This is a genomic window from Pseudomonas sp. MH10 (genome assembly GCF_034353045.1).
In the GTDB taxonomy this organism is placed as follows: Bacteria; Pseudomonadota; Gammaproteobacteria; order Pseudomonadales; family Pseudomonadaceae; genus Aquipseudomonas.
Window position 1 is genome coordinate 4,315,001 of sequence record NZ_CP133783.1, and the last position, 13,050, is coordinate 4,328,050.

General features: G+C 52.3%; 10 protein-coding genes, 4 tRNA genes and 2 rRNA genes (1 of these 16 running past the window's edge). All 16 read left to right on the forward strand.

Annotation, left to right across the window (positions count from 1 at the left end; all coding sequences use genetic code 11):
* Nucleotides 1-2,065: ribosomal RNA gene (locus tag RHM59_RS19260) — 23S ribosomal RNA — on the forward strand (it extends 826 nt beyond the left edge of the window).
* Between the two features lie 141 nt (nucleotides 2,066-2,206).
* Nucleotides 2,207-2,322 (forward strand): 5S ribosomal RNA (rrf, locus tag RHM59_RS19265).
* A 133-nt stretch (nucleotides 2,323-2,455) separates the two neighbouring features.
* Nucleotides 2,456-3,415, forward strand: a complete 960-nt coding sequence (gene birA, locus RHM59_RS19270; RefSeq protein ID WP_322166345.1) for a bifunctional biotin--[acetyl-CoA-carboxylase] ligase/biotin operon repressor BirA — start codon at nucleotides 2,456-2,458, stop codon at nucleotides 3,413-3,415.
* Entirely contained in the window at nucleotides 3,405-4,154 is a 750-nt protein-coding gene (locus RHM59_RS19275) for a pantothenate kinase (RefSeq protein ID WP_322166344.1), read from the forward strand. Before birA ends, RHM59_RS19275 begins: the two co-directional genes overlap by 11 nt.
* 7 nt (nucleotides 4,155-4,161) lie before the next feature.
* Nucleotides 4,162-4,581 (forward strand): hypothetical protein, encoded by a 420-nt coding sequence (locus RHM59_RS19280; RefSeq protein WP_322166343.1) that lies wholly within the window; start codon nucleotides 4,162-4,164, stop codon nucleotides 4,579-4,581.
* Between the two features lie 142 nt (nucleotides 4,582-4,723).
* Nucleotides 4,724-4,808, forward strand: a tRNA-Tyr gene (locus tag RHM59_RS19285).
* A 25-nt stretch (nucleotides 4,809-4,833) separates the two neighbouring features.
* Nucleotides 4,834-4,907 (forward strand) — tRNA-Gly (locus tag RHM59_RS19290).
* A 24-nt stretch (nucleotides 4,908-4,931) separates the two neighbouring features.
* Nucleotides 4,932-5,007 (forward strand) — tRNA-Thr (locus RHM59_RS19295).
* Nucleotides 5,008-5,324: 317 nt separating this feature from the next.
* Nucleotides 5,325-5,400: transfer RNA gene (locus tag RHM59_RS19300), tRNA-Trp, on the forward strand.
* A gap of 46 nt (nucleotides 5,401-5,446) precedes the next feature.
* On the forward strand, nucleotides 5,447-5,815 hold the full coding sequence (gene secE, locus RHM59_RS19305; protein WP_322166342.1) for a preprotein translocase subunit SecE: 369 nt from the start codon (nucleotides 5,447-5,449) through the stop codon (nucleotides 5,813-5,815).
* Nucleotides 5,816-5,824: 9 nt separating this feature from the next.
* Complete coding sequence (nusG, locus tag RHM59_RS19310; RefSeq protein ID WP_219062798.1) at nucleotides 5,825-6,358, forward strand: transcription termination/antitermination protein NusG; 534 nt, start codon at nucleotides 5,825-5,827, stop codon at nucleotides 6,356-6,358.
* Nucleotides 6,359-6,476: 118 nt separating this feature from the next.
* Nucleotides 6,477-6,908, forward strand: coding sequence for a 50S ribosomal protein L11 (gene rplK, locus RHM59_RS19315; protein WP_065833634.1), 432 nt, complete (start codon nucleotides 6,477-6,479; stop codon nucleotides 6,906-6,908).
* A complete protein-coding gene (rplA, locus tag RHM59_RS19320; RefSeq protein ID WP_322166341.1) occupies nucleotides 6,908-7,603 on the forward strand; it encodes a 50S ribosomal protein L1 in 696 nt (231 codons plus the stop codon). The genes rplK and rplA overlap by 1 nt, the downstream gene beginning before the upstream one ends.
* A gap of 195 nt (nucleotides 7,604-7,798) precedes the next feature.
* On the forward strand, nucleotides 7,799-8,299 hold the full coding sequence (gene rplJ, locus RHM59_RS19325; RefSeq protein ID WP_322166340.1) for a 50S ribosomal protein L10: 501 nt from the start codon (nucleotides 7,799-7,801) through the stop codon (nucleotides 8,297-8,299).
* 77 nt (nucleotides 8,300-8,376) lie between these two features.
* Nucleotides 8,377-8,745, forward strand: a complete 369-nt coding sequence (rplL, locus tag RHM59_RS19330; protein ID WP_322166339.1) for a 50S ribosomal protein L7/L12 — start codon at nucleotides 8,377-8,379, stop codon at nucleotides 8,743-8,745.
* A 219-nt stretch (nucleotides 8,746-8,964) separates the two neighbouring features.
* Complete coding sequence (gene rpoB, locus RHM59_RS19335; protein WP_322166338.1) at nucleotides 8,965-13,038, forward strand: DNA-directed RNA polymerase subunit beta; 4,074 nt, start codon at nucleotides 8,965-8,967, stop codon at nucleotides 13,036-13,038.
* Nucleotides 13,039-13,050 lie beyond the last annotated feature (12 nt).

The window sequence follows — 13,050 nt, forward strand, 5'->3', positions numbered from 1 at the left end:
GCCTCATGTATCACTGTAGGGGGTAGAGCACTGTTTCGGCTAGGGGATCATCCCGATTTACCAACCCGATGCAAACTCCGAATACCTACAAGTGCCGAGCATGGGAGACACACGGCGGGTGCTAACGTCCGTCGTGAAAAGGGAAACAACCCAGACCGTCAGCTAAGGTCCCAAAGTCATGGTTAAGTGGGAAACGATGTGGGAAGGCTTAGACAGCTAGGAGGTTGGCTTAGAAGCAGCCACCCTTTAAAGAAAGCGTAATAGCTCACTAGTCGAGTCGGCCTGCGCGGAAGATGTAACGGGGCTCAAACCATGCACCGAAGCTACGGGTATCACTTAGGTGATGCGGTAGAGGAGCGTTCTGTAAGCCTGTGAAGGTGAGTTGAGAAGCTTGCTGGAGGTATCAGAAGTGCGAATGCTGACATGAGTAACGATAATGGGTGTGAAAAACACCCACGCCGAAAGACCAAGGTTTCCTGCGCAACGTTAATCGACGCAGGGTTAGTCGGTCCCTAAGGCGAGGCTGAAAAGCGTAGTCGATGGAAAACAGGTTAATATTCCTGTACTTCTGGTTATTGCGATGGAGGGACGGAGAAGGCTAGGCCAGCTTGGCGTTGGTAGTCCAAGTTTAAGGTGGTAGGCTGGAATCTTAGGTAAATCCGGGATTCTAAGGCCGAGAGCTGATGACGAGTGTGCTTCGGCACATGAAGTGGTTGATGCCATGCTTCCAAGAAAAGCTTCTAAGCTTCAGGTAACCAGGAACCGTACCCCAAACCGACACAGGTGGTTGGGTAGAGAATACCAAGGCGCTTGAGAGAACTCGGGTGAAGGAACTAGGCAAAATGGCACCGTAACTTCGGGAGAAGGTGCGCCGGTGAGGGTGAAGCATTTACTGCGTAAGCCCACGCCGGTCGAAGATACCAGGCCGCTGCGACTGTTTATTAAAAACACAGCACTCTGCAAACACGAAAGTGGACGTATAGGGTGTGACGCCTGCCCGGTGCCGGAAGGTTAATTGATGGGGTTAGCTAACGCGAAGCTCTTGATCGAAGCCCCGGTAAACGGCGGCCGTAACTATAACGGTCCTAAGGTAGCGAAATTCCTTGTCGGGTAAGTTCCGACCTGCACGAATGGCGTAACGATGGCGGCGCTGTCTCCACCCGAGACTCAGTGAAATTGAAATCGCTGTGAAGATGCAGTGTATCCGCGGCTAGACGGAAAGACCCCGTGAACCTTTACTATAGCTTTGCACTGGACTTTGAATTTGCTTGTGTAGGATAGGTGGGAGGCTTTGAAGCGTGGACGCCAGTCTGCGTGGAGCCAACCTTGAAATACCACCCTGGCAACTTTGAGGTTCTAACTCAGGTCCGTTATCCGGATCGAGGACAGTGTATGGTGGGTAGTTTGACTGGGGCGGTCTCCTCCTAAAGAGTAACGGAGGAGTACGAAGGTGCGCTCAGACCGGTCGGAAATCGGTCGTAGAGTATAAAGGCAAAAGCGCGCTTGACTGCGAGACAGACACGTCGAGCAGGTACGAAAGTAGGTCTTAGTGATCCGGTGGTTCTGTATGGAAGGGCCATCGCTCAACGGATAAAAGGTACTCCGGGGATAACAGGCTGATACCGCCCAAGAGTTCATATCGACGGCGGTGTTTGGCACCTCGATGTCGGCTCATCACATCCTGGGGCTGAAGCCGGTCCCAAGGGTATGGCTGTTCGCCATTTAAAGTGGTACGCGAGCTGGGTTTAGAACGTCGTGAGACAGTTCGGTCCCTATCTGCCGTGGACGTTTGAGATTTGAGAGGGGCTGCTCCTAGTACGAGAGGACCGGAGTGGACGAACCTCTGGTGTTCCGGTTGTCACGCCAGTGGCATTGCCGGGTAGCTATGTTCGGAATAGATAACCGCTGAAAGCATCTAAGCGGGAAACTAGCCTCAAGATGAGATCTCACTGGGACCTTGAGTCCCCTGAAGGGCCGTCGAAGACTACGACGTTGATAGGTGGGGTGTGTAAGTGCTGTGAGGCATTGAGCTAACCCATACTAATTGCCCGTGAGGCTTGACCATATAACACCCAAGCAATTTGCGATGAAGCAAATTGAGGTGTGTGAAGACGACACAACCGAAAATTCGAAACCCACAGATCTATCACATCCCCATTCGCTGGCACGTGAACTCGCAGGAGGGCACGCACTGGCTACTGAATTTCTTGACGACCATAGAGCATTGGAACCACCTGATCCCATCCCGAACTCAGCAGTGAAACGATGCATCGCCGATGGTAGTGTGGGGTTTCCCCATGTGAGAGTAGGTCATCGTCAAGATTAAATTCCAGAACCCCTGATCGCTTACGCGTTCAGGGGTTTTGTTTATGCGCGAATTAAAGGCATCTTGGTTTCTATGCATTAGCTGTGTGCATAGCTATTATGCGTGCCTCAATTGTTAGGCGTTATTGGCATGCTGACGTTGTTAAAACTTCTCAAGGACGGCACCTTTCATTCGGGACAGGCCTTAGGGCTCGCGTTAGGAATTAGCCGTAGCGCCGTTTGGAAACAACTCCAGCAGCTAGAGGCTGAGCTCGGTATTGAGATTCATAAGGTGCGGGGTCGAGGGTATCGTCTTGCGACTCCAATATCACTATTGAGCCAGGATGAAATTCTAAGCTCGGGTTCTTCTCCTGGGTGGCCTGTGTACGTTTTTGACTCCATTGATTCAACCAACGCCGAGGCGATGCGTTTAATTGGTCGGGGCCAAGAGATGCCCGCTTTGGTGCTTGCCGAGCGACAAACTGCCGGCAGAGGTCGCCGTGGACGAAAATGGATAAGCCCTTTTGCTGAGAATATTTACTACAGTCTCGCTTTGAGGGTTGAGGGTGGCATGCGCCAGCTTGAAGGCTTGAGCCTGGTAGTGGGCCTGGCGGTCTTGCATGTTTTGGGTGAGATTGGAGTAAAGGATGCAGGTCTGAAATGGCCGAACGACATCCTTGTAGGCCAGCGAAAGCTGGCGGGTGTGCTATTGGAGCTAGTGGGAGACCCTGCCGATATTTGCCACGTTGTGGTTGGTGTGGGTATCAATGTAAATATGAAGGCGGCTCCTGAAGTTGACCAACTATGGACTTCCATACGTCTTGAGACCGGCGTGCTAACTGATCGAAATGAGTTAGTGGCGCACCTTAATGCCTCGCTTATGCATTATTTCAATATTCATTTGAAAGGAGGTTTCACGGCGTTGCGGGCCGAATGGGAGCAAAACCATCTTTGGCAGGGCCGTTCGGTGACGCTGTTGGCAGGCACCAACAAAATTGACGGAATAGTTTTAGGTGTTGATGCGCGCGGGGCCTTGCGGCTTCAGGTTGCGGGAGAGGAAGAGGTTTTTAGTGGTGGCGAGCTCAGTCTGAGGCTGCGGGATGATACTTGAACTCGATTGTGGAAACAGCTTCATCAAATGGCGGGTAGTTCTGCTGGATGGTGCTGGAGTAGTTGCTGGCGGGGTAGTCGATTCCGATGCTGCATTGCTGCAAGCTATTCAGGCGGTCAAAGGTTTGAGTCTGTTAGGTTGCCGGCTTGTGAGTGTTCGTACCGATGAAGAAACCGAGTATCTGATTGCGGCTTTGTCTTCCGCTTTTTCGGTAACGATCATCAGCGCCGTTCCGACTATGCGCATGGCGGGTGTGACCAATGGCTATGAAGAATACGAGCGGTTGGGTTTAGATCGATGGCTTGCCCTGGTGGGTGCCTTTCATCTCGCGGCAGGTGCTTGTCTGGTCGTGGATTTGGGTACGGCGATAACGTCGGACTTCGTTTCACCTGATGGTCAGCACCTCGGCGGGTTTATTTGTCCCGGAGTGCCCCTAATGCGGAGTCAGCTCACAACCCATACGCGCCGCATTCGATACAGCGACGATATAGCGCATGCTGCGCTTGCGAGCTTCACCCCTGGTCGTTCAACAGCAGAGGCAGTGGAACGCGGGTGTTCGCTGATGTTGCAGGGCTTTGTGCTTACGCAATTAGATATGGCCAAAAAATATTGGGGAGAAAGGTTCTCCGTGTTTGTGACCGGTGGCGATGCGATTTTGGTTAAAGATATATTGCCCTTTGCGCGAGTAATGCCTGATTTGGTTTTCGTTGGACTGGCATTGGCTTGCCCCCTGAATTGAGGTGTCTATGCGCTGGTTATTTCTTTTATTGCTGGTGCTAAATATATTTTATTACCTCTGGCATCAGCAAGAAGCGCCTTTGCATGCCAAGGAGATAATCCCGTTTTCGCTATACAAAAGTTCTCAGCAAGACATTAAGCTTTTGAGCGAATCGGACTCTCCTGGTAAGGCAGATGAGAAATGTCTCTATCTGGGAGGCTTCACCCGTCAAGAAGATGCACGCTCAGTTGAGCAGCGTTTAACAAGTCTTGATATACAGTCGCAGCCTGTCTCTCTCGATGAGAGCTCAAGCGCCACTTATTGGCTGAAAATCTTGCCTGGCAGTCGACGTTTAATTGACGACGGTCTAATGAGCGGACTGATTCTGGATTTTAGCCAGCTAAAACAGAAAATAATGTCCTGTGAAGGCATTGCAACCGCCGGCTAGTTTGCATATGATGGCGCCCGCTCCGCAGTGTGGCATTGGTTGCGAAAGCGGTGCAGTAGAGGTCAACGGTTGTAACCTCAGGTTTTTAATGAGAAAAAGGTTGACAGAAGGGTAGCATGAGTTGAAAATGCTGCCTCGTTCAGGAGGGGTTCCCGAGCGGCCAAAGGGATCAGACTGTAAATCTGACGTCTACGACTTCGAAGGTTCGAATCCTTCCCCCTCCACCAAATTTGAGCGTAAGCAATAAGCTCTGCGGGTATAGTTTAGTGGTAGAACCTCAGCCTTCCAAGCTGATGATGCGGGTTCGATTCCCGCTACCCGCTCCAAGTTTTTTGTTTGTGCAAGTGTTTGCTCTTGTAGCTCAGTTGGTAGAGCACACCCTTGGTAAGGGTGAGGTCAGCAGTTCGAATCTGCTCAAGAGCTCCATTACTAAGGCAGATATGAAAATATCTGCCTTTGTTTTGAGCGTGATACGTTCTCTCGCTTTAATTTTTGGTTTTTGCGTTGGTGGCACGGATCTGCTGGTATAGCGTTTTTCCATGCGCGTCGAAGTGCAACCTAAAGATTTCAGAGAGTGGGGCGGTTTTTACGCCGACTCGGCCGGTTACGATAGATTGCAATTTTTGTTCGAGGGTTTGTGGCGGCGGTAATTAGTCGGCGCAAGCGCTAAGCCGGAAATTGTCGAGTAAGTGGTTGAAAAACTCTCGTTGGGTCGGCATAATGGTCGGCCTAATTTTGCTTTTAGGTCAGTAGCTCAATTGGCAGAGCGACGGTCTCCAAAACCGTAGGTTGGGGGTTCGATTCCCTCCTGACCTGCCAGATTCACTCGGTGTAATCTGGCTTTCTTTTCACAGGATCCCCGTAGATGACTCCCAAGGCTGAAGCCCAAGACTCTCGCTTTGATCTGCCTAAGTGGCTGCTTGTTGTCGCGTTGGTGGTGGTTGGCGTTGTCGGCAATCAGTACTACTCAGCGGAACCGATCCTGTACCGCGTGCTCGTATTGCTTGCTATTGCTGCTGCTGCTGCGTTTGTTGGTTTGCAGACAGCCAAAGGTAAAGCTTTCTTCGTGTTGGCAAAGGAAGCTCGTACCGAGATTCGTAAAGTCGTTTGGCCTACTCGCCAAGAAACTACGCAGACCACATTGATTGTTGTGGCTGTTGTGTTGGTTATGGCGCTGCTGTTGTGGGGTTTAGATTCCCTGCTCGGTTGGCTTGTTTCCTTGATCGTCGGCTAAGGGTGTCCCGTGGCTAAGCGTTGGTACGTAGTGCATGCTTACTCGGGTTATGAGAAGCATGTCATGCGCTCTTTGTTAGAGCGTGTGAAACTGGCTGGCATGGAAGAAGGCTTCGGCGAAATTCTGGTTCCCACTGAAGAAGTGGTTGAAATGCGTAACGGCCAGAAACGCAAAAGCGAACGCAAATTCTTTCCAGGTTATGTGCTGGTTCAAATGGACATGAATGAAGGGACTTGGCACTTAGTCAAGGACACTCCTCGTGTTATGGGCTTTATCGGCGGTACTGCTGATAAGCCGGCACCGATTACAGATAAAGAAGCAGAAGCAATTCTGCGTCGTGTCGCTGATGGTAGCGACAAGCCGAAGCCTAAAACGCTGTTCGAGCCAGGTGAAGTCGTTCGAGTCACCGATGGTCCGTTCGCCGATTTTAACGGCACGGTAGAAGAAGTTAACTACGAAAAGAGCCGGATTCAAGTGGCAGTGCTCATTTTCGGTCGCTCTACCCCGGTAGAGCTTGAGTTCAGTCAGGTCGAAAAGGCATAGCTGAACGAAAATCCCATACCCCGCAGCCCTAGGCTGTGGGGTTTTGTCGTCACTGGGATAAACGCGCAAGTAACCGGGGAGCCTTTTTAGGCGTCTGAACCCGTAATTGGAGTGCCTCATGGCCAAGAAAATCACCGCTTACATCAAGCTGCAAGTGAAAGCCGCTCAGGCTAACCCTAGCCCGCCTGTTGGTCCTGCATTGGGTCAGCACGGCGTGAACATCATGGAATTCTGCAAAGCGTTCAACGCCCGTACTCAGGGTATTGAGCCAGGCTTGCCGACTCCCGTGATCATCACTGTTTACAGTGATCGTAGCTTTACTTTCGAAACGAAAAGCACCCCGGCTTCGGTTCTGCTGAAGAAGGCTGCAGGTTTGACTAGCGGTTCCGCTCGTCCAAACACCGTTAAGGTTGGCACTGTTACTCGTGCGCAGCTGGAAGATATCGCAAAAGCAAAAAATGCGGATCTGACTGCAGCTGATATGGATGCAGCCGTGCGTACCATCGCCGGCTCTGCTCGTAGCATGGGCCTCAACGTGGAGGGTGTGTAATGGCTAAGCTAACTAAGCGCCAAAAGGCTATCGCCGGCAAAATCGAAGCGGGCAAAGCCTATAACTTCGTAGATGCTGCTGCGTTGCTGACCGAGCTGTCGACCGTCAAATTCAGCGAATCTGTAGATATCGCTGTGAACCTTGGCGTTGATCCGCGTAAATCTGATCAGGTTGTTCGTAGCGCTACTGTGCTGCCACACGGCACTGGCAAGACCGTTCGCGTTGCAGTGTTCACCCAAGGCCCAGCTGCTGAAGCCGCTTTGGCTGCCGGCGCTGATCGCGTTGGTATGGACGACCTGGCTGCTGAAATGAAAGCAGGCAACCTGAACTTCGACGTTGTTATTGCCTCCCCGGACGCGATGCGTGTTGTTGGTCAGTTGGGTCAGATCCTCGGCCCACGCGGCCTGATGCCTAACCCTAAAGTTGGTACCGTAACCCCCGACGTAGCTACTGCCGTTAAAAACGCAAAAGCTGGTCAGGTTCGTTATCGCACCGACAAAAACGGCATCATCCACACCTCAGTTGGTAAAGTCGGTTTCGACGCTACCAAGCTGAAGGAAAACGTAGAAGCGCTGATCGCTGATTTGAAGCGTATCAAGCCAGCTTCTTCGAAAGGTATTTACGTCAAGCGCGTTACCCTGAGCACCACTATGGGCCCAGGTTTGATCATCGACCAAGGGTCGTTGGACGCGTAAGACAAAATGGATGTGTTCCACTGCATCCATGAAAATTGGGGTCCCTGCCTGGCGGGGGCTATCCAAGACCGTAGGCGGCGCAAGCCTTAAACCTCAAGCCTACGCAGATGGTGCTCCCGGTTCCTTACCGAATCAGACACCAAAACGACATCCGGCTTCGGCTGGATGAAACGGTAACAAGCAGGAGTTAAACCCGTGGCAATTAAACTTGAAGACAAGAAGGCCATCGTCGCTGAAGTCAACAAGGCTGCCAAAGCTGCTCTGTCTGCTGTCGTGGCTGATGCCCGTGGTGTGACAGTTAGCGCTATGACCGGACTCCGTAAAGAGGCTCGTGAAGCAGGCGTTTACGTACGAGTAGTACGTAACACTTTGCTCAAGCGCGCAGTTGCTGACACTGAATACAGTGTTCTCAACGACGTGTTCACCGGCCCGACCTTGATCGCCTTTTCCAATGAACATCCTGGTGCTGCTGCCCGTTTGTTCAAAGAATTCGCGAAAGGTCAGGATAAGTTCGAGATCAAGGCAGCTGCGTTTGAGGGCAAGTACCTCGCGGCTAACCAGATCGACGTACTGGCAACTCTGCCGACCCGTAACGAAGCAATTTCTCAGCTGATGAGCGTGATTCAAGGCGCTACCAGCAAATTGGCTCGTACTCTGGCGGCTATTCGCGAGCAAAAAGAAGCTGCCGCAGCTTAAGGCTGAGCACTTCCTCTCGCGCTTTTTTGTTTATTTTGATGGCCGTGTAGGCCGTCCCCCAATTAGGAATTAGAGTCATGTCTATCTCTCAAGACGATATCCTCAACGCCGTAGCTGAAATGTCTGTTCTGCAGGTTGTTGAGCTGATCAAAGCTTTCGAAGAAAAATTCGGCGTTACTGCTGCTGCCGGTTCTTCTGGTCCAGCTGCTGTTGCTGCTGTTGCTGAAGAGCAAACCGAATTCAACGTGATCCTGACTGAAACTGGCGACAAAAAAGTCAACGTGATCAAGGCTGTACGTGAGTTGACCGGTCTGGGCCTGAAAGAAGCCAAAGCAGTAGTTGACGCTGGTGCTGGTTCGTTGGTTCTGGAAGCAGTATCGAAAGACGCTGCTGACAAAGCCAAAGCTGCACTGGAAGAAGCAGGCGCTAAAGTCGAGCTGAAGTAAGTATCGACTTGTGTCTCCAGCCCAAGCGTAAAGCAAAAGGCTGATGGCTGGTGGCTCTTGCCACCGGCCTTTTTCCGTTATAGATCGCTGACCTAGTTGGCCTCTATAGCGCGCAAGACCCACCCGATGCGGTGGCGCAAACCAAGGGGTTTGCACGATTTTCTGGTTGCTCCCGTCGGGAGGAGCCAAACAAGCAGGTGACCAAGCTGGGGAACGCTGATGGCTTACTCATATACTGAGAAAAAACGTATCCGCAAGGACTTTAGCAAGTTGCCGGACGTAATGGATGTGCCGTATCTATTGGCCATCCAGCTGGATTCGTATCGCGAATTCTTGCAAGCGGGAGCGACCAAAGATCAGTTCCGCGACGTCGGTCTGCATGCAGCCTTCAAATCCGTTTTCCCGATCATCAGCTACTCCGGCAATGCTGCGCTGGAGTATGTGGGTTATCGCTTGGGCGAACCGGCATTTGATGTCAAAGAGTGCGTGCTGCGCGGTGTGACTTACGCTGTGCCTTTGCGGGTCAAGGTTCGTTTGATCATTTTCGACAAAGAATCGTCGAACAAAGCGATCAAGGACATCAAAGAGCAAGAAGTCTACATGGGTGAAATCCCACTGATGACTGAAAACGGTACCTTCGTAATCAACGGTACCGAGCGCGTAATCGTTTCCCAGTTGCACCGTTCCCCGGGCGTGTTCTTCGATCACGACCGCGGCAAAACGCACAGCTCCGGTAAACTGCTCTATTCCGCGCGTATTATTCCATACCGTGGTTCGTGGTTGGACTTCGAGTTCGATCCGAAAGACTGCGTGTTTGTTCGTATCGACCGTCGTCGTAAGCTGCCTGCGTCCGTATTGTTGCGCGCACTCGGCTACACGACTGAGCAAGTGCTCGATGCGTTCTACACCACCAACATCTTCCACGTGCAGGGTGAAAACCTGAATCTGGAGCTGATTCCTCAGCGCCTTCGTGGTGAAATTGCGGTATTGGATATTCTGGATGACAAAGGCAAGGTCATTGTCGAGCAAGGCCGACGGATTACCGCTCGCCATGTTAACCAGATGGAAAAAGCCGGGATCAAAGAGCTGGAAGTGCCTCTGGACTATGTCCTGGGTCGTACTACCGCCAAGGTCATCGTGCACCCTGCGACTGGCGAAATCATCGCTGAATGCAACACTGAACTGAACACTGAGATTATTGCAAAAATCGCCAAATCTCAGGTTGTCCGTATCGAAACGTTGTACACCAACGATATCGACTGCGGACCGTTCGTCTCGGATACGCTGAAAATAGACTCCACTAGCAACCAATTGGAAGCGCTGGTCGAAATCTATCGGATGATGCGTCCTGGCGAGCCACCAACAAAAGATGCAGCCGAAACGCTATTCAACAACCTGTTCTTCAGCCCTGAGCGTTACGACCTGTCTGCGGTCGGCCGGATGAAGTTCAACCGTCGTATCGGTCGTACCGAGATCGAAGGTTCGGGCGTGTTGTGCAAAGAAGATATCGTCGCCGTCCTCAAGACTCTGGTTGATATCCGTAACGGCAAAGGTATTGTCGACGACATCGACCACTTGGGTAACCGTCGTGTTCGTTGCGTTGGCGAAATGGCTGAAAACCAGTTCCGTGTAGGTCTGGTGCGTGTAGAGCGTGCAGTTAAAGAGCGCTTGTCGATGGCGGAAAGCGAAGGCTTGATGCCGCAGGACCTGATCAACGCCAAGCCGGTTGCGGCAGCGGTGAAGGAGTTCTTCGGTTCCAGCCAGCTTTCGCAGTTCATGGACCAGAACAACCCGCTGTCAGAGATCACCCACAAGCGTCGTGTTTCAGCGCTCGGCCCCGGCGGTTTGACTCGTGAGCGTGCTGGTTTTGAAGTTCGTGACGTACACCCTACTCACTACGGTCGTGTATGCCCGATTGAAACGCCAGAAGGTCCGAACATCGGCCTGATCAACTCATTGGCGGCCTATGCGCGTACCAACAAGTATGGCTTCCTCGAAAGCCCATACCGTGTTGTTAAAGACGCGCTGGTAACTGACGAGATCGTTTTCCTGTCGGCAATTGAAGAAGCGGATCACGTTATCGCTCAAGCTTCGGCGACAATGAACGAAACCGGTCATCTGGTTGATGAATTGGTTGCGGTACGTCACCTCAACGAATTCACCGTCAAGGCGCCGGAAGACGTCACGTTGATGGACGTTTCGCCGAAGCAGGTAGTTTCGGTTGCAGCCTCGTTGATCCCGTTCCTTGAACACGATGACGCCAACCGTGCGTTGATGGGTTCGAACATGCAGCGCCAAGCAGTACCGACCCTGCGTTCCGATAAGCCGTTGGTCGGCACCGGGATGGAGCGTAACGTTGCTCGTGACTCAGGCGTTTGTGTTGTTGCTCGTCGCGGCGGCGTGATCGATTCGGTAGATGCTAGCCGTATTGTGGTTCGTGTTGCTGATGATGAAGTTGAAACCGGTGAAGCCGGCGTAGACATCTATAACCTGACCAAATACACCCGCTCCAACCAGAACACCTGCATCAACCAGCGCCCGCTGGTGAGCAAGGGTGATCGAGTTGAGCGCAGCGACATCATGGCTGACGGTCCATCCACCGATATGGGTGAGCTGGCACTTGGTCAGAACATGCGCATCGCGTTCATGGCATGGAACGGTTACAACTTCGAAGACTCCATCCTCCTTTCGGAGCGTGTAGTCCAAGAAGACCGTTTCACCACGATCCACATTCAGGAACTGACCTGTGTGGCCCGTGACACCAAGCTTGGGCCTGAGGAAATCACTGCAGACATCCCTAACGTGGGTGAAGCTGCACTGAACAAGCTTGATGAAGCCGGTATTGTCTATGTAGGTGCTGAAGTAGGCGCAGGCGACATCCTGGTTGGTAAAGTCACTCCGAAAGGCGAGACTCAGCTGACCCCGGAAGAGAAACTGTTGCGTGCAATCTTCGGCGAGAAAGCGAGCGACGTTAAGGACACTTCCCTGCGCGTACCTACCGGTACCAAGGGTACTGTTATCGACGTTCAAGTGTTTACTCGTGATGGTGTTGAGCGTGATGCTCGTGCCCTGTCGATCGAGAAGACCCAACTCGATGAAATTCGCAAAGACTTGAACGAAGAGTTCCGCATCGTTGAAGGCGCAACTTTTGAACGTCTGCGTTCCGCTTTGGTTGGCCGTAAGGCTGAAGGCGGCGCAGGTCTGAAGAAAGGTCAGGACATCACCGACGAAACACTCGACGGTCTTGAGCATGGTCAGTGGTTCAAACTGCGCATGGTTGAGGATGCTCTGAACGATCAACTCGAAAAAGCCCAAGCTTATATCGTTGATCGTCGCCGCCTTCTGGACGACAAGTTCGAAGACAAGAAGCGCAAGCTGCAGCAAGGCGATGACCTGGCACCTGGCGTTCTGAAAATCGTTAAGGTTTACTTGGCAATCCGTCGCCGCATCCAGCCGGGCGACAAGATGGCCGGTCGCCACGGTAACAAAGGTGTGGTTTCCGTAATCATGCCAGTTGAAGACATGCCGCACGATGCCAATGGCACCCCGGTAGATATCGTCCTCAACCCGCTGGGCGTACCTTCGCGTATGAACGTCGGTCAGATCCTTGAGACTCACCTTGGCCTTGCAGCTAAAGGTTTGGGCGAGAAGATCAACCGCATGCTGGAAGAGCAGCGTAAAGTTGTAGACCTGCGTAAGTTCTTGAACGAGATCTACAACGAAATCGGCGGTCGCCAAGAAAGTCTGGAAGATCTGTCCGATAAAGAAATTCTGGATCTCGCGAAGAACCTTCGTGGCGGCGTTCCAATGGCTACGCCGGTCTTCGACGGTGCCAAGGAAAGCGAAATCAAGGCCATGCTGAAACTGGCAGATATGCCAGAAAGCGGCCAGATGCAGCTGTTCGACGGTCGTACCGGTAACAAGTTTGAGCGTCCGGTCACTGTTGGCTACATGTACATGCTGAAGCTGAACCACTTGGTGGACGACAAGATGCACGCGCGTTCCACTGGTTCTTACAGCCTGGTCACCCAGCAGCCGCTGGGTGGTAAGGCTCAGTTCGGTGGTCAGCGTTTCGGGGAGATGGAAGTGTGGGCGCTGGAAGCATACGGCGCGGCTTACACTCTGCAAGAAATGCTCACAGTGAAGTCGGACGATGTGAACGGTCGGACCAAGATGTACAAAAACATCGTGGACGGCGATCACCGTATGGAGCCGGGCATGCCCGAGTCTTTCAACGTACTGATCAAAGAAATTCGTTCGCTCGGTATCGATATCGATCTGGAAACCGAATAACACGTGACGCGA

Coding starts and splice junctions, on each gene's coding strand:
- birA (WP_322166345.1), top strand. CDS start 2,456: ATGCTGACGTTGTTAAAACTTCTCAAGGACGGCACCTTTCATTCGGGA.
- secE (WP_322166342.1), top strand. CDS start 5,447: ATGACTCCCAAGGCTGAAGCCCAAGACTCTCGCTTTGATCTGCCTAAG.
- RHM59_RS19280 (WP_322166343.1), top strand. CDS start 4,162: ATGCGCTGGTTATTTCTTTTATTGCTGGTGCTAAATATATTTTATTAC.
- RHM59_RS19275 (WP_322166344.1), top strand. CDS start 3,405: ATGATACTTGAACTCGATTGTGGAAACAGCTTCATCAAATGGCGGGTA.
- rplA (WP_322166341.1), top strand. CDS start 6,908: ATGGCTAAGCTAACTAAGCGCCAAAAGGCTATCGCCGGCAAAATCGAA.
- rpoB (WP_322166338.1), top strand. CDS start 8,965: ATGGCTTACTCATATACTGAGAAAAAACGTATCCGCAAGGACTTTAGC.
- rplL (WP_322166339.1), top strand. CDS start 8,377: ATGTCTATCTCTCAAGACGATATCCTCAACGCCGTAGCTGAAATGTCT.
- rplK (WP_065833634.1), top strand. CDS start 6,477: ATGGCCAAGAAAATCACCGCTTACATCAAGCTGCAAGTGAAAGCCGCT.